The organism is bacterium (genome assembly GCA_035691305.1).
GTDB lineage: Bacteria > Sysuimicrobiota > Sysuimicrobiia > Sysuimicrobiales > Segetimicrobiaceae > DASSJF01.
The window spans coordinates 73978-96676 of record DASSJF010000059.1 but is presented as its reverse complement, the minus strand read 5'-3'; the positions used below and the strand labels follow the sequence as shown (position 1 = coordinate 96676).

Annotated in this window: 17 protein-coding genes and 1 tRNA gene; 7 read left to right on the top strand and 11 right to left on the bottom strand. The window is 70.1% G+C overall.

The genetic code is table 11. The features are described 5' to 3' along the window. Nucleotides 1–73 precede the first annotated feature (73 nt). The gene (locus VFL28_10580) at nt 74–208 is read left to right on the top strand and encodes a UvrB/UvrC motif-containing protein (protein ID HET7265105.1); all 135 of its coding nucleotides are present in this window, start codon (nt 74–76) and stop codon (nt 206–208) included. Nucleotides 209–461: 253 nt separating this feature from the next. Here VFL28_10580 and VFL28_10575 read toward each other — a convergent pair whose 3' ends face one another. From VFL28_10575 to polA, 6 genes are all read right to left on the bottom strand, one after another. After that, the gene (locus VFL28_10575) at nt 462–1250 is read right to left on the bottom strand and encodes an aldolase/citrate lyase family protein (GenBank protein HET7265104.1); all 789 of its coding nucleotides are present in this window, start codon (nt 1248–1250) and stop codon (nt 462–464) included. Beyond that, nucleotides 1247–2269: a C-terminal binding protein gene (locus tag VFL28_10570; GenBank protein ID HET7265103.1), complete on the bottom strand. Its 1023-nt coding sequence runs from the start codon at nt 2267–2269 to the stop codon at nt 1247–1249. The genes VFL28_10575 and VFL28_10570 overlap by 4 nt, the downstream gene beginning before the upstream one ends. A gap of 14 nt (nt 2270–2283) precedes the next feature. After that, on the bottom strand, nt 2284–5202 hold the full coding sequence (uvrA, locus tag VFL28_10565; GenBank protein ID HET7265102.1) for an excinuclease ABC subunit UvrA: 2919 nt from the start codon (nt 5200–5202) through the stop codon (nt 2284–2286). A gap of 75 nt (nt 5203–5277) precedes the next feature. Then, the gene (gene uvrB, locus VFL28_10560) at nt 5278–7476 is read right to left on the bottom strand and encodes an excinuclease ABC subunit UvrB (protein HET7265101.1); all 2199 of its coding nucleotides are present in this window, start codon (nt 7474–7476) and stop codon (nt 5278–5280) included. Nucleotides 7477–7587: 111 nt separating this feature from the next. Further along, the gene (coaE, locus tag VFL28_10555) at nt 7588–8244 is read right to left on the bottom strand and encodes a dephospho-CoA kinase (GenBank protein HET7265100.1); all 657 of its coding nucleotides are present in this window, start codon (nt 8242–8244) and stop codon (nt 7588–7590) included. Further along, nucleotides 8241–10907, bottom strand: coding sequence for a DNA polymerase I (polA, locus tag VFL28_10550; protein HET7265099.1), 2667 nt, complete (start codon nt 10905–10907; stop codon nt 8241–8243). The genes coaE and polA overlap by 4 nt, the downstream gene beginning before the upstream one ends. Nucleotides 10908–10989: 82 nt before the next feature. On the opposite strand from polA, the gene VFL28_10545 reads away from it, so the two are divergent. The 4 genes from VFL28_10545 to VFL28_10530 all read left to right on the top strand — a co-directional run bounded on the left by VFL28_10545 (nt 10990) and on the right by VFL28_10530 (nt 13645). Beyond that, complete coding sequence (locus tag VFL28_10545) at nt 10990–11766, top strand: type III pantothenate kinase (protein HET7265098.1); 777 nt, start codon at nt 10990–10992, stop codon at nt 11764–11766. Between the two features lie 39 nt (nt 11767–11805). Continuing rightward, nucleotides 11806–13161 (top strand): aminotransferase class V-fold PLP-dependent enzyme, encoded by a 1356-nt coding sequence (locus tag VFL28_10540; GenBank protein HET7265097.1) that lies wholly within the window; start codon nt 11806–11808, stop codon nt 13159–13161. 74 nt (nt 13162–13235) lie between these two features. Continuing rightward, nucleotides 13236–13323, top strand: a tRNA-Leu gene (locus VFL28_10535). Between the two features lie 106 nt (nt 13324–13429). Next, nucleotides 13430–13645, top strand: coding sequence for a hypothetical protein (locus tag VFL28_10530; GenBank protein HET7265096.1), 216 nt, complete (start codon nt 13430–13432; stop codon nt 13643–13645). Between the two features lie 61 nt (nt 13646–13706). On the opposite strand, the gene VFL28_10525 is transcribed toward VFL28_10530, so the two are convergent. After that, nucleotides 13707–14783, bottom strand: a complete 1077-nt coding sequence (locus VFL28_10525; protein HET7265095.1) for a sigma-70 family RNA polymerase sigma factor — start codon at nt 14781–14783, stop codon at nt 13707–13709. A gap of 232 nt (nt 14784–15015) precedes the next feature. On the opposite strand from VFL28_10525, the gene VFL28_10520 reads away from it, so the two are divergent. Continuing rightward, nucleotides 15016–16398, top strand: a complete 1383-nt coding sequence (locus VFL28_10520) for a plastocyanin/azurin family copper-binding protein (GenBank protein HET7265094.1) — start codon at nt 15016–15018, stop codon at nt 16396–16398. 76 nt (nt 16399–16474) lie between these two features. Then, nucleotides 16475–16933: a universal stress protein gene (locus VFL28_10515; GenBank protein ID HET7265093.1), complete on the top strand. Its 459-nt coding sequence runs from the start codon at nt 16475–16477 to the stop codon at nt 16931–16933. Here VFL28_10515 and VFL28_10510 read toward each other — a convergent pair. The 4 genes from VFL28_10510 to VFL28_10495 are packed head-to-tail and all read right to left on the bottom strand — an operon-like array spanning nt 16893 to nt 22695. Next, nucleotides 16893–17408, bottom strand: a complete 516-nt coding sequence (locus tag VFL28_10510) for a hypothetical protein (GenBank protein ID HET7265092.1) — start codon at nt 17406–17408, stop codon at nt 16893–16895. The genes VFL28_10515 and VFL28_10510 overlap by 41 nt on opposite strands. Before the next feature lie 10 nt (nt 17409–17418). Next, entirely contained in the window at nt 17419–18432 is a 1014-nt protein-coding gene (locus VFL28_10505; protein HET7265091.1) for a hypothetical protein, read from the bottom strand. 5 nt (nt 18433–18437) lie between these two features. Further along, nucleotides 18438–19163 carry a DUF881 domain-containing protein gene (locus VFL28_10500; protein ID HET7265090.1) on the bottom strand — a complete coding sequence of 242 codons (726 nt, stop codon included), beginning with the start codon at nt 19161–19163 and terminating at the stop codon, nt 18438–18440. Continuing rightward, nucleotides 19147–22695 carry a DNA polymerase III subunit alpha gene (locus VFL28_10495; GenBank protein ID HET7265089.1) on the bottom strand — a complete coding sequence of 1183 codons (3549 nt, stop codon included), beginning with the start codon at nt 22693–22695 and terminating at the stop codon, nt 19147–19149. The genes VFL28_10500 and VFL28_10495 overlap by 17 nt, the downstream gene beginning before the upstream one ends. Between the last annotated feature and the right edge of the window lie 4 nt (nt 22696–22699).

Genomic DNA, 22699 nt, shown 5'->3' with positions numbered 1-22699 from the left:
CGAGCAGGTGCGGCAGGCGGGCGAGTTCCTCGACGGCCGGCACGACGCGCTGCGCAAGGACCTCGAGGGCCAGATGCAGGCGGCCGCCGACGCGATGGAGTTCGAACGGGCCGGGACGCTGCGCGACCAGATCCGCGGGCTGTCGGTGTGGCCCGGCTGGAAGTACTGCCGCACGCGCGCGCGCAGCGACGATGCCTTGCCGACGTAGATGACCTTGCCCGCGCCGTCCTTCATCAAATAGACGCCGGGCTGAATCGGCAGGTTGGCGACGCGCTCCGCGAGCGTCGCACTCTCCGTGGCGGATGGTTCCTGGCTCATGGCCAATCCATTATATCGAGGACCGTTTCCGGCGGTCGAGCAGAGGGGGCCCGACGCGCCGGCTGCGGTGCGGGCGGGCCGCCGTCGCCGCGGCGATCGCCGCGATCACCGCGGCCGCCGTCGGGTCGGGGTTGAAGACCGGCTTAGCGTGCCGTGCCCGGCGACAGCGCGCGGAGGCTCTGCACCGCCTGCTTCGCGGCGCCGAGCAGCATGCGGATGTCGGATGAGTACATCAAGCAGCGCATCCCGGACGTGCACCCGTACTCGACCACCTTGAGATCCCCGGGATGCAGGCCGCCGGCGATCCCGTGGCGGTTCGCAACCTGGGCGACGTGCCGGTACGCCTCCTGCAGCTTCGGATGGAGGAGATCGCCCGGCACGCCGAGCGCCAGCGCCAGGTCGTTCGGGCCCACTAGCAGGACGTCGATCCCCGGAACCGCGGCGATGTCGTCGAGGTTGTCGAGCGCGCGGCCGCTCTCGATCTGCGCGAAGACGAGCGTCTCGGCGTTCGACCAGGCGATCGCCTCCGCGGCCGGGACCCGGCCGTAATCCGTCAAGGCCGGACGCAGGCCGAAGCCGCGCTCGCCGTCGGGCGGGTACTTCGCGCAGCGGACGATCTCGCGGGCGTCCGCCGCGGTCTCGACGTGCGGCACCATGACCCCGAGCGCGCCGGCGTCGAGCGCCCGGGCGATCAGAGAATAGAGCGTGTCGGTCACCCGCACCAGCGGCGCGATGCCGGCGCTGCGCGCGGCGCGGCTGACCGTCTGGACCGTCTCCCAGTTCGCGGAGCCGTGTTCCGTATCGAGCACGAAGAAGTCGAAGCCCGCGGCCGCCAGCACGTAGGAAATCTCCTCGGTCCGGGACTCGGAGATCATCGTGCCGATCGCGACCCCGCCCTCGCGCAGGCGCCCCTTTGCGCGGTTCGGCGTCATGACGCGGCCACCCGGCCGGCCGTCAGGCGGACATTCGGCTGCGTCCGGACCGCCTTGTTGGCCAAGTACGCGGGCCATTCGCCGCGCAGCATCTGGACGATCTGCATGTTCACCTTGCGGGCGAGATCCTCGAGCGCCTCGACGGTGGTCGACGAGGAGTGCGGGCTGAGGACCACGTTCTCCATCGTGAACAGCGGGTTGTCGGTCGCCGGCGGCTCCTGCTGAAGCACGTCCAGCCCGGCGCCGGCGAGGCGGCCCGAGCGCAGGGCCTCGATCAGCGCCGGTTCGTCCACGACGGGGCCACGCGAGGTGTTAAGAAGGATCGCGCCCGGCTTCATCCGCGCGAACGCCGCGGCGTTCATGAGGCCGCGCGTCTCGGGCGTGAGCGGCGTGTGCAGCGAGACGACGTCCGCGCGGGCGAGCAGCTCTTCCAGCGACACCTTCTCCGCGCCCTCCTTGGCCATCGCCGCCTGGTCCACGTATGGATCCGCGGCGACGATCCGCATGCCGAACGCGCGGCCCCGCTCCGCGACCTTGCGGCCGATGTGCCCAAACGCCACCAGGCCGAGGGTGCGGCCGCGCAGCGAGTGCACGGGCAGCAGGTTGTTGGGCACCCATTCGCCGCTGCGGACGCGGCGGCCCGCTTCCGGCAGCTTGCGCGCCACGGCCAGCAGCAGCGCCCACGCCGAGTCGGCCACCTCGTCGTAGCAGAAGTCCGGCACGTGCGCGATGCAGACCCCCTGCTGGGTCGCGGCCGGGACGTCGACCGTGTCGAGGCCGATGCCGGTGCGAATCACGCCGGCGAGTCCCTTGCCGGCGCGGTAGAGGTCCGCGGTAACCTTCACGTGCGCTGCGACGAGCACCCGCGCGTCCGCGACGGCCTCCGCGCGCTCCGCGTCCGTCCGGCAGGTGACGAACCGCGTGACGCCGCCCGCCGCCTCGATCGCGCCGGCGTCCAGCGAAAACCGCGGGCCGCGCTCACCTTCCATCCACAACACGATCTGCGGCTGCTCCGCCATCGTCTCGTCCCCTTTCAGCTCTTGGCCTTCCCGGCGGCGATCGCCTTCGCCCGGCCGCCGGTACGGCCGTTTGTCCCGCCGCGCGCTCCGCCCCGGGGCGCACCGGCCGGTGCCGCCGCCTCTCTCAGGATCGGACGCAGATACTGGCCGGTGTAGGACGCCGCCACCTGCGCCACCTGCTCGGGCGTGCCCTCCGCGACCACGGCGCCGCCGAACTCGCCGCCCTCCGGCCCGAGGTCGATGATCCAGTCGGCGGTCTTGATCACGTCGAGGTTGTGTTCGATCACGACGACCGTGTTGCCCGCGTCGACCAGCCGGTGCAGCACCTCGAGCAGCCGGTGGACGTCGGCGAAGTGCAGCCCCACCGTGGGCTCGTCAAGGATGTAGACCGTCTGCCCGGTGTCCCGGCGCGACAGCTCGGTGCTCAGCTTCACGCGCTGCGCCTCGCCGCCCGACAGCGTCGTCGCGGGCTGCCCGAGTTTGATGTAGCCGAGCCCGACGTCGGCCAGCGTCCGCAGCTTGCGGCGGATCCGCGGGATCGCGTCGAAAAACGCGATCGCCTCGTCGACCGTCATGTCGAGCACGTCCGCGATCGAGCGGCCCTTGTATCGGACCTCGAGCGTCTCCCGGTTGTAGCGCTGGCCTTTGCAGACGTCGCACGGCACGTAGACGTCCGGCAGGAAATGCATCTCGATCCGCACGATGCCGTCGCCCTCGCAGGCGTCGCAGCGCCCGCCGCGCACGTTGAACGAGAACCGGCCCTGCTTGTACCCCCGCACACGCGCGTCCGGTGTCGTCGCGAACAGTTCGCGGATCAGGTCGAACGTCTTCGTATACGTCGCCGGGTTGCTGCGCGGCGTGCGGCCGATCGGCGACTGGTCGATGTTGATCACCTTGTCGACCAGGTCCAGCCCGTCGACCCGGTCGTGCGCCCCGGCCCGCCCGCGGGCGCCGTGGAGCCGGTGTGCCAGCGCGCGGTACAGGATGTCGTCGATCAGCGTCGACTTGCCCGATCCCGAGACCCCGGTCACGCTGACGAACTTGCCGAGCGGCACGCGTACGTCGATGCCGCGCAGGTTGTGCTCCCGCGCGCCGCGGATCACGAGCGCGCCGCCGCCGCCGGCGCGGCGGACCGGAGGAATGGGGATCCGGCGGGCGCCGGTCAGGTACTGGCCGGTGACGGAGGCCGGGGTGCGGAGAATCGTGGACAGCGGCCCCGAGGCCACCACGCGCCCACCGCGGGCGCCGGCGCCGGGCCCGACGTCGACGATCCAGTCCGCGGCGCGGATCGTCTCCTCGTCGTGCTCGACCACGAGGATCGTGTTGCCGAGGTCTCTCAGGCGAAGCAACGTATTGATCAGCCGGCGGTTGTCGCGCTGGTGCAGGCCGACGCTCGGTTCGTCGAGCACGTACAGCACGCCCATCAGGCCGGACCCAATCTGCGTGGCCAGCCGGATGCGCTGCGCTTCCCCGCCCGACAGCGTGTTCGCCGTCCGGTCCAGCGTCAGATAGTCGAGCCCGACGTCCACCAGGAACTTGAGCCGTGCGGTGATCTCCTTCAGCACCTGCTGGGCGATCATGCGCTGCCGGTCGCCGAGCGTGAGCTCGGAGAAGAACTTCAAGGCCCCCCGGACCGTGAGCGCGCAGGCTTCCGCGATCGAGCGGCCCCCGACGGTGATCGAGAGCACTTCCTTCTTCAGGCGCGTGCCGCGGCAGACCGGGCACGGCGCGCTGCTCATGTACTGCTCGATCTCTTCCTTGACGTACTCGGAGTCGCTCTCCTTGTACCGGCGCTCGAGCTGCGGGATCAGGCCTTCGAAGGCCGCGGAGTAGTTGCGCAGCTCGCCCCAGCGGTTGTGATACCGGAGGCGTACCTCCTCGCCGGTGCCGTGCAGTAGGCCCCGCACGAATTCCTTCGGCAGCTTGCGCACCGGCGTCTTCATGTCGACGCCGTAGTGATCGGCCAGCGACCGGAGGACTTCCTGATAGTACTCGCTGGTCGACGCCGCCCAGGGCGCCACGGCCCCGTCGAACAGCGACAGGTGCTGGTCGAGCACCAGATCCGGATCGATCTCCTGTTTGTAGCCGAGGCCGGTGCAGACAGGACACGCGCCGTAGGGCGCGTTGAACGAGAAGAGCCGCGGCTCGATCTCCGGCAGGCTGATGCCGCACTCGGGACAGGCAAAGTTGCGGCTCAGCACGAGCTCTTCGCCGTCCACGATCGAGATGCCGACGATCCCTTGCCCGAGCTTGAGGGCGGTCTCGATCGAATCGTTCAGCCGCGACCGGATCTCGGGGTGCACGACGAGCCGGTCGACCACGACCTCGATCGTGTGCTTGCGGTTCTTGTCGAGCGTGATTTCCTCGCCGAGCTCGTACAGCGCACCGTCGACCCGCACGCGCACGAAGCCCTGCCGGCGCAGGTCCTGGAACAGCTGCCGGTACTCGCCCTTTCGTCCCCGCACGATCGGCCCGAGGATGAGGAGCCGGGTGCCCTCCGGCATCTCGAGCACCCGGTCGACCATCTGCTCGGGCGTCTGGCGGTAGATCGCGCGGCCGCACTTCGGGCAGTGGGGATCGCCGACGCGCGCGTACAGCAGCCGCAAATAGTCGTACACTTCCGTGACGGTGCCGACGGTTGACCGCGGGTTGCGCGGGGCGCCCTTCTGGTCGATCGACACCGCCGGACTGAGCCCCTCGATGTGGTCGACGTCCGGCTTCTCCATGAGCCCGAGGAACTGCCGCGCGTACGCCGACAGCGACTCCACGTACTTCCGCTGTCCCTCCGCATAGATCGTGTCGAACGCCAGCGACGACTTGCCCGATCCGGAGATACCCGTGAGGACCACGAGCCGGTCCCGCGGGATCTCGAGATCGATGCCGGCCAGGTTGTGCTCGCGCGCGCCGCGCACGACGATCCGGTCTAGAGGCATGCGCCCGCCTGCTCCGCTCCGTGAACCGTCGGTTCGATGACGCTCACCGTTGGGCCAACGCTCACCGGCCCCGTGCTATGCCCGTTTGCGCCAGGCGCCGCGGCCGGGCCGCGGCCGGGCTCCACCCCGTCCCCGCACCCGGGCGCCCCGAACCCGGACGCCGCCGGCCGAGGCGAAGAACGGCTCGCCGAGCCCCTTGCGCAGCTCCGTGATCTGATCCCGCAGCGCCGCGGCCTTCTCGAACTGCAGCTCGCCGGCCGCCTGTCGCATCGCGCGCTCGAGCGCCTCGATGGTCTGCTCGAGTTCCGCGGGACTCAGCATCAGCAGGCGCGCGATGTCCCACGTGACCGGGCTGCGGTGCTGCTCGGCCAACCCGATCAGTTCGTCGGCGGTCAGCACCGCTCCGGTTCGAGGTTTCGCGGCGCCGTCGGACGCGGCGGCGGCCGCCCCGCCGCCGTACGGGACGGCCTCCTCGGCCACTTCCTGCAGGTCGATGAGGTCGCGGATCGGCTTCACGATCGACTGCGGCGTGATTTCGTGCTCCTCGTTGTACTCGAGCTGAATCACGCGGCGCCGGTTGGTCTCGTCAATGGCCCGGCGCATCGAGTCCGTCATCTCGTCCGCGTACAGCAGCACGCGCCCCCCGACGTTCCGGGCGGCCCGGCCCATGGTTTGGATCAGGCTCGTCTCCGACCGGAGATACCCCTCGCGGTCGGCGTCCAGGATGGCCACGAGCGACACTTCAGGAAGATCCAAGCCTTCCCGCAGGAGGTTGATGCCGACGAGCACATCGTACGTCCCGAGCCGGAGGTCCTTGAGGATCTGGATCCGCTGCAGGGTCTCGACCTCGGCGTGCAGGTAGTGGACCTTGATTCCCATCTCCTGGAGGTAGTCGGAGAGATCCTCGGCCATGCGCTTGGTCAGCGTGGTGACCAGCGTCCGCTCGTGCTTCTCCACCTGTACCTTGATCTCGGCGATGAGGTCGTCGACCTGCCCCTTCGCCGGGCGGACCTCCACCTGGGGGTCGACGAGGCCCGTCGGCCGGACGATCTGCTCGACGATCTGCGTCGACGTCCCGAGCTCGTACGGGCCCGGGGTCGCGGAGACGAAGACCATCTGCGGAACCAGCGCGGCGAACTCGTCAAACGTGAGCGGCCGGTTGTCGTACGCCGACGGCAGCCGGAATCCGAAGTCCACGAGGTTCTTCTTGCGCGCCCGGTCGCCCTCGACCATGCCCCGGACCTGCGGCACGGTGACGTGCGACTCGTCGATGAAGACGAGGAAGTCCTTCGGGAAGTAGTCGAGGAGACACCCGGGCCGCTCGCCTTCCGCGCGTCCGGCCAGGTGGCGCGAATAGTTCTCGATGCCTGGACAGTAGCCGACCTCGCGCAGCATCTCGAGGTCGTACTTCGTCCGGAACTCCAGCCGCTGCGCCTCGAGCAACTTCCCCTGCTCCTTGAACCACTGCACACGTTCGCGCAGCTCGGTCTCGATGCGGCCGAGCGCCTGGTCGAGCTTGGACGCCGTGGTCACCCAGTGCTTTGCCGGCCAGATCGCGACCGCGGGCTTGTTGTCCAAGATCTCGCCGGTCAGCGGATCCACTTCGTTGATGCGGTCGACCTCGTCGCCGAACAGCTCGATCCGCACCGCCCGGTCCTCGTACGCCGGGAAGACCTCGATCACGTCGCCGCGCACCCGGAACCGCCCGCGCGAGAAGTCGATGTCGTTGCGCTCGTACTGCACGTCGACGAGGCGGCGCAGGATGTCGTCGCGCGACCGCCGCTCGCCCTGCCGGACGAACAGCATCACGTCCTCATAGTCCTGCGGCGAACCCAAGCCGTAGATGCACGAGACGGACGCGACGACGATCACGTCGCGGCGCTCCATGAGCGCCTTCGTCGACGCGTGCCGCAGCCTGTCGATCTCGTCGTTGATCGACGCGTCCTTCGCGACGTAGAGGTCGGTCTGCGGGACGTACGCCTCGGGCTGGTAGTAGTCGTAGTACGAGACGAAGTACCGCACCGCGTTGTCCGGGAAGAACTGCCGGATCTCGCCGTACAGCTGCGCGGCCAGCGTCTTGTTGTGGGCGAGCACGAGGGTGGGACGCCGGATCTGCTCGATCACCTTTGCGACGGAAAACGTCTTCCCGGACCCCGTAATCCCAAGCAGGGTCTGGTAGCGGTCGCCGCGCTGCGTTCCTTCGACGAGCTGCGCGATCGCCTTGGGCTGATCGCCGGCCGGGGCTTGATCTGTCACCATTCGGAACTGGGGCATCAAATTATTATAACATCGCGTCCGAAGCCGCCTCCAGCGGTTCGGGTGGAGACCACCGAACACCCCGAAAGGCCGGCGACTCCCCGCCCCGGCCGCGCGCGACCCGAGACGCTATGGTGTCCGGCCCCCTGCCTGCCTCATCAGCGCCTGCCACAGACGCTCGACCTGGGCTTGGGTCGCGTCCGCGGCGCCCGAGTTGTCGATCACCCAGTCGGCCCGCTTCACCTTCTCCTGGAGCGGCACCTGCGCATCGAGCCGTCGCCGAGCCTGATCCTCCGCGAGGCCGTCCCGCTCGATCAGCCGCCGCAGCTGCGTGTCCCGGTCGGCGTAGACGACGATGATGCCGTCGAGACCGAGATCGCGCGCGTCGGTGGTGTCGAGCAGCAGCGGGATGTCGAAGACGATCACGGCGGCGCGGCCCGCCGCGGTCAGACGAGCGGCATCCTCCGCCATACGGCGCCGGATGTGCGGATGGGTCAGCGCGTTGAGACGCTTCCGGGCGGCCGGATCGCCGAAGACGCGCGCGCCGAGCGCTCGGCGGTCGAGCGCCCCGTCCGGTCCAACGACGGAGGGGCCGAAGACGTCGACCACCGCCTGGTACGCCGGGCCGCCCGGCCGGACGACCTCGCGGGCGATGGCGTCGGCGTCCACAACGACGGCGCCGTGCGTCCGCAGCGCCGCGGCGACGGTGCTCTTGCCGCTCGCCACGCCGCCCGTCAGCCCGATCCGCAGAGGACGGCCGGGGCTCGCCGAGGGCGCCGCACTCACGCGACGTCGGTCAGATCAAGCCAGTTGGGCCCGACGCCGGCGTCGGCGGGCAGCGGCACGCGAAGCGGATAGGCGTCCGCCATCAGCCGGCGGATCTCCGGCGCCGCCTCGGCTACGAGATCCCGGGGCACCTCAAAGAGCAACTCGTCGTGGATCTGCAGGACCATCTCCACGCCGGGGAAGCGCGGCCGGAGCTCGCGCGCAATCTTCAGCATCGCAAGCTTGATGATGTCCGCCGCCGTGCCCTGGATCGCGGCGTTGATCGCGACCCGCTCGGCGCGCTCGCGAGTGGGCCGGTGGCGGCTCAGAATGTCCGGAACCGGCAGCCGGCGCCCGAGCAGCGTCCGGACGTCGCCGTCCCGCCGGCACCGTTCGACCGCGTCGCGCATGTAGTCGGCGACCCGCGCGTAGCGCGCGAAGTAGGTGTCCATGAACGCCCGCGCTTCCTCCCGGCTCGTCTTGAGCCGGGTCGCGAGGCCGTAATCCGTGATCCCGTAGGCGATGCCGTAGTTGAACATCTTGGCCTGCCGGCGCATTTCGGCCGTGACCGCCTCCGGCGCCACGCCGAAGACCTCCGCGGACGTGGCGGTGTGGATGTCCCGCCCTTCGCGGAACGCCGCGAGCAGCCCCGGGTCCTCGGTGATGTGGGCAAGCACCCGCAGCTCGATCTGGGAATAGTCCGCCGACAGCAACACATTCCCGGGCCGGCCGGCCACGAACGCCCGCCGCACCTCGCGGCCGTCCTCCTCGAAGATCGGGATGTTCTGCAGGTTCGGCTCGGTCGTGACGATCCGGCCGGTGCTCGACCCCGCCTGATTGTAGGTCGGATGCAGGCGCCCGGTCTTCGGATTGAGCGCGGCCGGCAGGGCGTCGACGTAGGTACCGAGCAGTTTGCTGAGCCGGCGGTGCTCCAGGATCTTCGCCACCACTTCGCTGAGCGGCGCGAGCTGCTCGAGGACCTCGGCGTCGGTCGAGTAGCCGGTCTTCGTCTTCTTCTGCGCGGGCAGCTGCAGCTTCTCGAAGAGCACGTGCGCCAGCTGCTTCGGCGACCCGATGTTGAACTCTGTCCCCGCGAGCCGGTGAATGTCGCGGGTCAGCACCTCGAGCCGCTCGCGGAAAGACACCGAGAGCGCGCCGAGCGCCCCGGCGTCGATCGCGACGCCGGCCCGCTCCATCCCCGCCAGCACGAACGCGAGCGGCAGGTCGAGGTCGCGGTACAATTGGTCGACGTCGCGGGCGCGGAGGCCTCGCTCCATCACGTCGTGCAGCCGCACGATGACGTCGGCCTCTTCGCCGGCGAACTCCGGCTCGTTCCCCGCTTGGAGCGCGAGGCCGCCTTCCACGGCCGGCGGCCGACCGGCCCCGGCCGCACCGTCGTGCAGCTGCCAGTGGAGAAAGTCGAAGGCGGCCGTCGCGAGCGTATGGGTGCGCTTCGCCGCATCCAGGTCGAACGACGCGAGGCCGACGTCGAAGGCGAAGCCGTGCGGCTTGAGACCGGCCCCTTCGAGCAGCAGGATGTCGCGTTTGACGTCCTGGCTGAATTTCGGCAGTTCCTCGTCCTCGAGCGCGTCCGCGAGCGGCTCGGGTACGCCGTCCCCGAGGTCGAGATAGACGGCGGCGCCCGGCCGGGTGGCGAGTGCGATCCCGCGCAGGCCGGCCACGAACGGATGTCCTTCTCCGGCCACCGGCGCCACCGCGAGCTGTGTCGCCTTCTCCAGCACGGTGCCCAGCTCCGACGCGGCGATGGCGCGGTACCCGCCCCGCGGCTGATCCGCGGGCGCCGCCGTGGCCACCCCGAGGCGGTCGAGCAGCGTCCGGAACTCCAGGTCGGTGAAAAGCGCCCGGACCCGCTCCATGTCCGGCGTGTGCCGCCGGAGCGCGGACCAATCGACCGACAAATCAACGTCCGTCGCGATCGTCGCGATGTGTTTGCTCGATAGAATCTGCTCGCGGTGCTCCTCGAGCTTCGCCCGCAGCCGCGCGTCCGTCATGCCGTTGAGGCCGGCGAGCAGCCGCTCCACCGTGACGCCGCCGGCGAGAACGCGCGCGGCGGTCTTGTCGCCGATGCCCGGCACGCCGGGAATGTTGTCGGTCGAGTCGCCCTTGAGGCTCTTGAAGTCGGGCACCTGGGAGGGCGTGACCCCGAGCTTGGCCTCGACGCCGGCCTCGTCGTAAATGACGGTATCGCTGATGCCGCGGCTCGTCATCATCACCTTCGTATGCGGCGAGACCAGCTGCAGCACGTCGAGGTCGCCGGTGACGATCAGCACCTCGAAGCCGTCGGCCTCCGCGCGGCGGGTGAGCGTCCCGATGACGTCGTCGGCCTCGAACCCGGTCGCCTCGAACACCGGCAGCTCCAACACTTCCACGACGCGCTTCGTCGCGGCGATCTGCGGCCGCAGGTCGTCGGGCATCGGACGCCGCAGGGCCTTGTATTCCGCGAACGCTTCGTGCCGAAACGTCGGCCCGGGCTTGTCAAAGGCCACCGCGACGTACCCGGGCGCCTGCTCCTCGAGGACCTTGAGGAGCATCGTCGTGAAGCCGTAGACGGCGTTTGTCGGACGGCCGTCGCGTGTCGTAAAATACGGCAGCGCGAAAAAGGCGCGGTATACGAGACCGTTCGCATCGACGAGCAGCAGGGTGCGGCGTTCCGCCGGAGACATCTACACAAAATTATAGCATGACCCCCGGAAGCTCCCGGCCGCGCCCGGTGTCCGGTCGCCCGTTTGGAGGTATGATGGAGCGGTGGACACGCCGCTGCTGCTCACCGTGAACGCCAACAACACCCTCACCAAGATCGGGGTCTACCGGGGCCGCGATCTGCTGCACCACTGGCGGGTGTCCAGCGACACCGGGCGGCCGGCCGACGAGTACGCGGTGTTGGTCCGGGGACTGTTCGACACGGCCGGCTTGCGCTTCGACGCGGTCGGCGGCGTGGCGATCAGTTCGGTCGTCCCGGCGCTCACGGAGACGATGGTCCGGCTGGCCCGTGACTACTTTCGCATCACCCCGCTCGTTGCGGGCTCGGACACCCCAACCGGCATGCGCATCCTCTACGAAAACCCGCGCGAGGTCGGCGCGGACCGGATCTGCGGCACGGTCGGTGCCTACGCGAAGTACGGCGGCCCGGTGATCGTGGTGGATCTCGGGACGGCGACAACGTTTTCCGTCGTCTCGCGCGAGGGCGACTTCCTCGGCGGGGCGATCGCGCCGGGCATCGGCATCTCCGTCGACGCCCTGGCGGAGCACGCGGCGCAGCTGCACCGGGTGCCGCTCGAGGCGCCGCGGAGCGTGATCGGCCGCTCGACGACCACGGGCCTTCAGGCGGGCATCGTCTTCGGCTTCGTCGGGCTGGTGAACGACGTCGTCCGGCGCATCCGCGAGGAACTCGGCGGCCGCGCGGTCACCGTCGCCACCGGCGGCTGGGCGGACCTCGTCGTGAAGGAATGCAACTGCTTCGACCACCACGATCCCATGCTGGTCCTCGAGGGCCTTCGGCTGATCTACGAGCGCACCAAGTAGCCGCGCGATCTCCGGAGCCGGCAGTGAGAGGAGGGACCGATGCGCCCGCTTCTGCTCGACGCCGCCGCCAGAGCAAACCGATACTTGGAGAACCTCGACGCCCGCAGCGTCGCCCCGTCGCCCGCCGCGGTTGAGCGCCTTTCCGAACTCGGCGGCCCGCTTCCTGAGCAGCCCACCGACCCGGAACGGGTGCTCGCGGCACTCGACACGGTCGGATCGCCCGCGACCGTCGCATCCGCGGGCGGGCGATACTTCGGGTTTGTTACCGGCGGGACACTTCCCGCCGCGCTGGCTGCGTCGTGGCTTGCGGGAGCGTGGGATCAGAACGCCGGGCTTTGGGTCTCGTCTCCCGCGGCCGCGTCCCTCGAACGAATTGCGCTCGGGTGGCTGCTCGACGTGCTGCGGCTGCCGGATCAATGCGGCGGCGCCTTCGTTACCGGCACCACGATGGCCAATTTCACCGCGCTCGCGGCGGCGCGGCACGCGGTGCTCGCCCGCGCGGGATGGGACGCGGAGGCCCAAGGCCTGTTTGGCGCGCCCTCGCTCACCGTCATCGTCGGCCAGGAGGTGCATGCCAGCCTGCTCAAGGCCCTAAGCCTGCTCGGACTAGGGCGCGACCGCGTCGTGCGAGTCCCGGCGGATGGCCAGGGCCGGATGCGGCCCGATGCGCTGCCGCGGTTGACCGGGCCGACCATCCTGTGCGCGCAGGCCGGAAACGTCAACACCGGGGCCCTGGATCCGGTCGGCGAGATCTGCCGCTCAGCGCACGACGCGGGCGCCTGGGTGCACGTGGACGGAGCGTTCGGAATGTGGGCGGCGGCGGCGCCCCGGCTCGCGCATCTCGTCCGCGGGACGGAAGAGGCCGACTCGTGGGCCGTGGACGCGCACAAATGGCTGAACACGCCCTACGACGGCGGCGTCGCGTTCGTCCGCGACGTAGGGCATCTCACCGCGGCGATGAGTGCGTCGGCCGCGTACCTGCCGGAGGGGGGCCCGCGCGAGCCATTCCGGTACACGCCCGAAATGTCGCGGCGGGCGCGCGGCGTCGAGATCTGGGCGGCGCTCCGCAGCCTCGGCCGGGCGGGGCTAGCCGACCTCATCGAGCGCACCTGCCGGCACGCCCGGCGCTTCGCCGAAGGCCTCGCGCGCGGGGGGTATCCATCGTTGAACGAAGTAGTCCTCAATCAGGTGCTGGTGTCGTTCGGCGACGACGATGCGACCCGCCGGGTGATCGAGGGCGTCCAGAAGGACGGCACGTGCTGGTGCGGAGGCACGGTCTGGCACGGCCGGGCCGCGATGCGGATCAGCGTGTCATCCTGGGTCACGACCGAAGAAGACGTCGACCGATCGGTCGCGGCGATGTTGCGGGTCGCGGCGGGGACCACGGGCGCGTAGGCCCGCTCGCGCTCTGGCGGCGGTCCGCTGCCGGTGGTACGATTGGTTACGCGTCTGCCGGAACAGCGCGGCGTGCCGGAGTGTCGGAACAGGCAGACGAGGGCGACTCAAAATCGCCTGGGGTCACCCCCCGTGTGGGTTCGAGTCCCTCCTCCGGCACCATATCCCGCGGGCGATGAGTCGATTGACCCGTCGCCCTGGCCCCCTGCAGCGAAGCGCAGATCGGTTGGAGGTGACGCGGACGATGTGCTACAACTGCGGCTGCAACATGCCCGATAATCCCATGGGCAAGGGACACGCGGGGGCGGAGCCCACCGGCAAGTCAATCACCAACACAACGTTCCAGGAAGCCGGCAGGGCCATGGACGAGAGTATCGACGAGTCCAAACGAAACGCCCTCGACCTGCTGAAGAAAGTGCTCGGCGAAAAACCGGCGAAGATCGTCAAGGATCCGTCGGGGTTTGACCGCTACGACGACGCGTAGCTGACCCACGCGAGGGACGGCCGCGGCTTCGGCCGTCCCCTTCGCCCCTGCTTCGGCGCGCCTAGCGGTACCGCGTCACCGGCGGGCCCGGTCTGCCGGTCACGATCACCGGACCGTGCGGGCTGGGACTCCCGCGCGCCGGCTCGAGCGTGACCTCGATCGCGTCCGGCAGGCGGTCCACCGCCGGACCCTCCACGATCAACCGCGCCTCGCCGCCGGCATCCGGCCGGATGGTCCCGAGCGACGTCCACGTCTCGCCGTGACGGACCCACGCCTGGTAGGCCTCACCCGCCGGCGCCGGCCGGAACTTCTCGAGGTTCAGCACGGCGATCGTCGCGCCGGTGTGGCCGCGGTACACCGCGTGCGTCTCCGGAGGAACACCCGGGGCCGCGTCGAGCCGGATCGCGGCTGTCTCGCTGGACGTCAGGAGCGCGAGCGCCCGGCCGTCGAGCGCCCGGGACGCTTGTTCGTTGCGAATACCGGCGATCGCCCCGATTCCGGCTACGATGACCGCCGCGGCCACGGCGGGCGCCAGTCCGGCCCGCAACCGCTGCAGGCCGGCGCGAATGCGCGTCTTCGTTGTCCCGAGCGGCAGCCGCAGACTCTTGGCTACCTCCGTGTGCGTCAGTCCCTCGACGAACGCCATTTCCACCGCGAGGCGCTGCGCCTCGGGGAGCGACGCGAGCGCCGCGCGGACCTGGACGCGTTCCGCCTCCGCCTCCACGACCTCGTCGGGGCCCGGCACGGGATCGGGTGCCGCGGCAAGCCGCAGACCATCCGGATCTTCGTCCAATTGAGGCCGGCGGCGCCGCCGGCGGAGTTCATTGAGAATCCGGTGGTGGGCAATTTGAAAGACCCAGGCCTTGAACGTCCCGCGTTCCGGCCTGTAGGTCGCCGCTTTGCGCCAGACCTGCAGAAAGACTTCCTGGACGATTTCTTCCGCGCTCGTCCGGTCAAGCGACTGCGCGGCGAGCGAGTACAACCGCGGCGCGTACCGCCTGTAGAGAGGGCCGAGCGCGTCCTGCCGGCCCGCCGCCAGCTGCGCCATCAACTGATCGTCGCCGCCGTCGCGCACCTCGGACCCCGCGCGGACCTCGCGGCGCGGCCAATTCGGGTATCCGCGGAACCGTATCGACATCGGGGCATCGCCTCCGCCCGTACTACACCGCCGGGCACGGGCTGGATGTATACGCGGCGATTGTCGCGGTAGTGTAACATACGGCGCGCCGGCCATCCACGCGCCGCCTCCGGTGTATCAGCGGGCGGAATCCGACCGAGGCCGCGGCGGCCCTCGCCCCTTCCCCCATCCCTCCGGCGAGGGCCGGCCGTTCCTCGGCCCGGTTCACGCTGAGTCGCGGGAGGAACGAGCAATGCCGCAAGGATGGATCGTGCCGGGCAGTGAGATCTGGCGGCGGTACCGCTACGGCGCGCGGGCGGGCGTGGCGGCGCTGACGCTCGTGATGTGCATCGTGTCGGGAGGGCAGGTCGGGACGCGCGCGGCGGCGGACAGCGCGCCCAAAGCCTATGTCGGGCTCTACGGCGACGACGCGATCGGCGTCCTGGATACGGCGACCGGGCGCACGCTGCGCACGATCAAGGTACCGGCCGGGCCGGAGGCCGTGATCGTGTCGCCGGACGGCAGCCGCGTTTATGTCTCCAGCGAGGACGCGACCCAGGTCAGCGTCATCGACACCGCCACCGACGCGGTCGTCAAGACGCTCGACCTCGGAGCGTTCCCCGAAGGGATGGCACTTTCCCGCGATGGGCGCACGCTGCTCGCGGCGGTGTTCGGCATCGACAAAGTGGACCTCATCGATACCGCGACGATGACGGTGGCGGCGCGGTGGGATGTTGCGAAGGCGCACGGGGTCACGTTCGGGCCGGACGGCGCCACCGCGTACGTCGGGGCGCAGGACACGCCGGACCATAACGCGATCGTGGTGCTCGATCTGACGGCGCGCTCGGTCGCGGCGCGGATCCCGCTGCGCGAAGCCCCCCGCGGCCTGAGCGTCACGCCCGACGGGAAGGCGCTCTATTTCACCACGGCCAACAGCGCCGCCGTCGAGGTCATGGACATTGCCACCCGCGCGATCGTCGCGGAGATCCCGGTCGGTCCGATCCCCCACCAGATCGCCTTTACGCCGGACCGCGCGACGGCGCTCGTGGCGGTCCAAGGCGCGGCGCGGATGACGATCATCGACCTGGCCACCCGCCGGGTCACCGGCGAGATCGCCGTCGGCCGGTACCCGCACTGGGTTGGGCTCAGCTCGGACGGGGCGTTAGCCTACGTGACCAACGAGGGCGACAACACCATCTCGGTCGTAGATCTGTCATCGAATCGTGTCGTCGCGACGCTGCGCGTGGGCGGCGAGCCGCGCAAGATTTCGCTCCAGCGAGGCCCCGGCGCGATGTCGGCGTACGTGCCCGTCTCCGCCGGCACTCACCGCGGCTTTGCCGCACTACCGCCGCGGCCGGCACCCGCGTCCAAAGCCGGCGACGCCCGAATCTACGTGCGGGCCTTCACCTTCGGCCCAGCCAACGTCTCGATCGCCGCGGGCCGCTCCGTGACGTGGGTCAACGCTGATCCGGTCCCACACACCGCCACCGCGCAGACCACGCACGGCAAGCTCTGGGATACAGGTCAGGTGCTCCCCGGCGGGAGCATGACGGTCCGGATGAGCAAGCCCGGCACGTACGTCTACCAGTGCGATGATCATCCGTTCATGCGGGCGACGGTCGTGGTTACCCCCTAGGTTCGGTACACTGGCGGCGGCCGCATGCGTCCCTCCCGCACAGGCGCCGCCCGCCGCGGCGACGAACGTGAATGCCATGCCCACGAAGACGATTCTCGTCCCGACCGATTTCTCCGCGTCGGCAGCCGCGGCGCTCGCCTGGGCGGGCGAGATCGCCCGAGCCCTCGACGCGCGCATCGTGCTGCTGTACGTGGTCGACTTCGAGGTACAATGGGTGCCCGCGGGACCGGCCGTTGTCCCCACGCCCGTTCCCGCCGCGGTCGTGCGCGGAGCTCGGGAGCGGGCGCAGACCGCGCTCGACGCCCTCGCCGCGAAAACGCCGGGTGTACGGCGGACGGTCGTGCGCACCGGCCACACTCGCGACGAGATTCTAGAAACAGCCGATCGGCTCGGGGCCGATCTCATCGTAATGGGCACCCACAGCCGCACCGGCGTCGGGCACCTGTTCGTGGGCAGCGTCACGGAGTACGTCGTCCGCCACGCCAAGATCCCCGTTACGACGGTGCGCGCGTCCGGGCCAGGACGGGCGCGCTGAGCCGTAGCACAGTCAGCGCGGCCAGCACGCCGGTCGACGCGGCGTAGAACCACCGCACCGGCGGCAGCCACGCGTTTGCCCCGACGGCGAACGCGTGCCACAGGGCAGTTCCGTAGGCGGCGTAGGCGAGCGCGTGGACACCGCGCCACCATCCGCCGAGATGACGCCGGAGATAGAACGAAACGGTCGAGACGGCGGTAAGGTACAGGGCCAGCACCCCGGCCGGCAGCCCCGACCCCATGGCGAGCGGTCCGGTAAACACCAGAATGTCGAGCCGGACGCCCTGCGGCGCGATGACGCTCTGCGCCGAATGGAGTAGCGCGACGCCCAGACCGGCAAGCGACAGCGTTTCGTGCACCGGGGCGTTGAGCCAGCCCGCGCGGCGGCGGACTGCATCCGATGACGTGAGGACGCCGGTCGCGGCGCCGGCCCACAGCAGCAGATACGCGGCGATTCCGGAGAGCGAGACCGGCACGGCCCGGGGGCTACGGCACGCCGGAGCCGGCGAATAGTGCAAGATAGTGCCTCATGAACGCCCCGAGCGGCCCCGGACGCGAGACCCAGGCCGCGAGCACCCCGAGCACGCGCGCCGGCAGCCGAAGCGCCGCGATGGTAGACCACTCGAGTACGCGGAACCGCCGCCGCTGGCGCGCCACGTAGGCCTCGTACTCGGCGGCGGCCGACGCGGCCGTGATCTCGCCGTCGAGGAGCTGGCGCACCAGCCGACCGCAGACCTGCCCCGCCCACACCGCCGACCTGATCCCCTCGCCCGTAAACGGCAGACAGTGCCCCGCGGCGTCGCCGGCGACGAAGACGCCGTCGACGACCGGTTGTGCGAGGCGCGCGCCGAGAAAGCCGCCGTGCCGCGGTCCACCCGGCAGGCCGAGCCGGACCAGCAGCGCGTCGAGCCGGGCGCCGACTCCGCTGCGCCCCCGATAGCTCAGGACGCCGACGCGGGAGACGCGCCCCGCCGGAAAGACCCACGCGTAGCCGTCCGGCGCCACGTCCCGCCAGAAGTAGAAGTGCAGGCCCGGGGTAAACGGCGCCGGCACTTCGGCTTCCAGCCCGAAATACCGGCCGCCGTCCGTGGCGGCGCGCCCGGCGAGCGCGGCGCGCCATCCCGTCGCGTCCACGAGCACACGCGCCGGGATCCCACCCGCCGAGGTGAGCGCGAGCGTCCCGTGACGGCCGCGCACCGACGCCCGAACGAACCCCGCGCCCGATGCGTCGAACGCGGCCCGGCAGCATGCGCGGTAATCGAAGGTGCAAAATGCCTCCGGCACCGGCCAGCGGACTTCGCGTCCGGGTGTGTGGATGACCAGGTCCCGGTGGATTTCTTGAATCGACCCCGAGGCGCCGAGCGCCTCGAGTACGCGGACGGGCGCACCGCAGGCCGACGTCTGGCCCTCGCCGACCGGCAGCGGGTCGACGAGCAGCGCGCGGCCGCCGAGCGCCTGGGCCGCGCCCAGCCCCGCAAACGACGCCCCGGCGATCAGCACCTCGCTCAGGGCGAGGCGGGACGGGCGAGATGGATGGCGGGCAGCGACTGCGCGGCGGGAAGGTTCAGGGTCGCTTTGCGCGTGATCGTGATCTGCAGGCCGAGCGTGCGGAGTCCCTCGATCACGCCGCCGCGGATTCCGAGCGCGCCCTGCAGGGTCGCGGAATCCCCGAGCGCGTCGATCGTGTACGGCGGGGCGAGGCGATGGCGGTCGGCGAGGATCGTGCCGCCGACCTCGCTGTATCCGGTCGTGGCGGTGATCCGCACGCCGCTGATGGCGATCCCCTCGGCGCCGGCCGCCCACAGCTCGTTGACGATGCTGACCAGATCGACGTACTGCACCGCGGGCGGCGCGTGGCCGACCATCGGCGCCTGCGTGGCGTCGACGACCACGGTGACGCCGGGGCCGGTGAGCGGCACGAGCCCCGCGGCGACGCGGAGGCTTTCCAGCTCCCGCATCATCGCTTCGGTCGTGCCGCGCCGTTCCGCCGTGACCCGCTCGAACTCGGACAACCGCCGCTGCAGATCGGCCACCTGCGCTTCGAGCGCGTGGCGTGAGGCGCGCTCCTGGCGCAGCATCGTGGCCAGCGCGTACACGTTGCGGGTCGGTACGTCTTCCTGGCCCGCGAGTCCGCGGCTGGCGCGGATCTGGACGACCACGAGGAAACCCAAGGCGGCCAGCAGCACCGCGAGGACGATCCGGAGCGATGCCGTGCTATTCTTCCCAGACATTCCCTTCGCCGAACAGCTGCTCCAGCGACTGCTGCAGTTCCTCGACGTCGTGCGCGCCGGACCGGACCGGGACGACGTGCTCGCCGTCGCCGCTGACGACGTGCGCGCAGATGCGCCGCGGCCCCGGATGAGCCTTCAGGTAGCGTTCGAGCTGTTCAATCTCCTCAACCGTGCTGACGCGCACGCGCACGGCCGGCCGCGTGGACGACCCGGCCCCCCCCGCGGCGCCGCGGACCGCCGTCCGCCCCCGATCGCCGTTGCTGTACCCGTTGCCTTGACGCCCGTTCCCCGAGGCGCCGTTGTTCATCCCGACGGTCACCAGCTCGTGAACCGCGGCGTCGGCGCCGGTCTCTTCGGGCGGCACGGCCGGCAGCGCGATCACCTCGTCGCACAGGAGCTTGACGGACTGCTCCTCCACGTCGAGCTTCCCGCGCATCAACACGACCGCGTCGCGCTTGAGCGACAGCCCGTACTGCTCGTAGGCCCGCGGGAACACCAGCACCTCGATGCTGCCGGTCAGATCCTCGAGGGTCACGAAGGCCATCGTGGAGCCGGACCGCGTCATGCTGCGCTTTACCGTCCCGATGAGACCGCCGATCGTCACCTCGCGCCGGTCCGGCAGATCCGCGAGCTGCGCGATCGTCGCGGTGGCCCGCTTCGCCAGGGCCGGCGCCCAGCGCCGGAGCGGATGGTCCGAGATGAAGAGGCCGAGCATCTCGCGCTCCATCGTCAACAGCTCTTCCTTCGTGAACTCCTGCACCGCCGTCTCCGCCGCCGCCGATGCGTCGGGGGGCGGCGCGCCGAGATCGGCGAACAGGCCGGTCTGCGCCTCGTTGCGGGCGCGCTGGCTGCGCTGCGCCCGCTCCAGCACCGCGTCGAGGGTCTGCAACATCTGCGCACGCGAACCGAGGCGGTCGAAGGCGCCGGCCTTGATCAGGCTCGCGATCACGCGCTGGTTGACGAGGCGCGTGTCCACACGGCCGCAGAAGTCGGCGAGGCCCGTAAACGGCCCGCCGGCCTCCCGCGCCGCGATGACGACGTCGATCGCGCCGACGCCGACGTTGCGGACCGCCGCGAGCCCGAAGCGGATCACCCGCCCGTCCGTCGTGAAGGACGCCGAGCTCTCGTTCACGTCCGGCGGCAGGACTTGGAGCGCCATCCGCGCGCATTCCCCGACCGCCTGCGCGACTTTTTCCATGTCACCGGCGATGCTCGAGAGCAGCGCGGTCATATACTCCGGCGCGTGGTGGGCCTTGAGGTAGGCGGTGTAGTACGCGATCAGACCGTAGCACGCGGCGTGCGCGCGGTTGAAGCCGTACCGCGCGAACGGCTCGAACTGCTCGAAGATCAGATCCACCGTCTTCGCGTCCACGCCGTTGGCCCGCGCGCCCTTGACGAACTTCTCCCGCTGCGCGAGCAGCCGGTCCTTGATCTTCTTGCGGATCGCGTAGCAGAGCACGTCGGCCTCGGCCAGCGTGTAACCCGCGATCGCCTGCGCGACGGTCATGATGTCTTCCTGGTAGACCATCACGCCGTAGGTTTCTTTCAACACCGGCTCGAGTCGCGGGTGCAGATAGGTCACCTTCTCCTGGCCGTGCTTGCGCCGGATGTAAGATGGAATGTTGGCCATCGGCCCGGGCCGGAAGAGCGCCACCATCGCCATCACGTCCTCGATCCGGTCCGGCTTGAGCTCCCGGAGGTACCGGGTCATCCCCCGGCCCTCCAGCTGGAAGATGCCCGTCGTCTCGCCGGAGGCGAGCAGCGCGTATGTCGGCTTGTCCTCGAGCGGGAGGCGCTGCAGGTCGATCTCGATCCCTTTCGTCTTGCGGACCAGCCCGATCGCCTCGTCGAGAATCGTCAGGTTCGTGAGTCCGAGGAAGTCGATCTTCAGCAGGCCGAGGCGCGCGACGCTGTTCATGTCGTACTGCGTCATCAACAGATCGCCCTTGGTCGCGCGCTGGAGCGGCACGTGGTCGGTCAGCGGATCGCGGGAGATGATCACGCCCGCGGCGTGGGTGCTGGCGTGGCGGGCCACGCCCTCCAGCTTCTGGGCCATGTCCATCAGCTGCTTGATCTGGGAGCTGCCCTCCACGGCGGCGCGCAGTTCCGGCTCGGCGGCGAGCGCATCCTGTAGGGAGACGTTGGCCCCCGGCACGAGCTTGGCAATCCGGTCCACATCGCCGTACGGCAGGCCCATCACGCGGCCGAGGTCGCGGATCGCGGCGCGCGCGCCGAGCGTCCCGAAGGTGATGATCTGCGCGACGCGGTCCGCGCCGTACTTCTCGACGACGTACTTGATCACTTCGTCGCGACGGCTGTCCATGAAGTCGACGTCGATGTCCGGCATCGTATAGCGCTCGAGGTTGAGGAAGCGGTCGAACGGCAGCCGGTACGCGATCGGGTCGACGTCGGTCACGCCGCAGGCGTAGAGCACGAGGCTGCCCGCCGCGGAGCCGCGCACCGTGGTGTAGATGCCGCGCCCGCGCGCGAAGCCGACGAAATCCTGAACGATCAGGAAGTACGCCGCGTAGCCGGTCTTGACGATGACGCCCAGCTCGTAGGCGAGCCGCTCCTCGAGCACCGGGGTGACCTCGCCGTAGATCCGGCGCAGGCCGGCCTCGCACAGCTTCCGCAGATACGTGTCGGCGGTCTCGCCCTCCGGCAGCGGAAAATGCGGCAGGCGGGTGGTACCGGTTTCGATCTCGAGGTTGCACATCTCCGCGATCGCGAGGCTCGAGCGAAGCGCCTGCGGGAAGTCGTTGAATCGCGCCGCCATCTCGTCGGGACTCTTCAGGTAGAACTCCGGCACGTCGCCCATCCGCGGCTTGTCCTTTTGAGCCAGGTCGATGCCCATCTGGATGCACATCAGCGCGTCCTGGGCGTCGGCCTCGTCGCGGGTGACGTAGTGTACGTCGTTCGTGGCGACGAGCGGCAGGCCGGTGGCCTCGGCGAGCGCGGCGATGCCGCGCGTGAGCGTCCGCTGTTCGGCGATGCCGTGATCCTGCAGTTCGAGGTAGAAGTGCTCCGGGCCGAAGATCTCCTTATATGCCCCCGCCAGGGCGCGCGCCGCCTCCATGTCGTCCCGGAGGATCGCGCGCGGAATCTCGCCGTTCAGACAGGCGGAGAGACCGATCAGGCCGCCGCTGCGCTTTGCCAGCAGCGCGCGGTCGATCCGCGGCTTGTAGTAGAAACCGTCCAGGTGCGCCGCGGTGGTGAGCTTCAGGAGATTCCGGTAGCCCTCGTCGTTCCGGGCGAGCAGAACGAGGTGGAAGGCGGAGGCGTCGAGCTTCGGGTCCCGGTCGGCCATGCCGCGGGGCGCGACATAGGCTTCGACCCCGATGATCGGCTTGAGGCCGTGCGCGCGGGCGCTCTCGTAGAACTCGATCGCCCCGTACATGGCGCCGTGATCGGTGAGGGAGATCGCTTTCATTCCGAGCGCCGCCGCTCGCTTCATCAGGGGCTCGATGCGGCTCTCGCCGTCCAGGAGGGAGTACTCCGTATGCAGGTGGCAGTGAACGAACTCACCGGGCATGCGG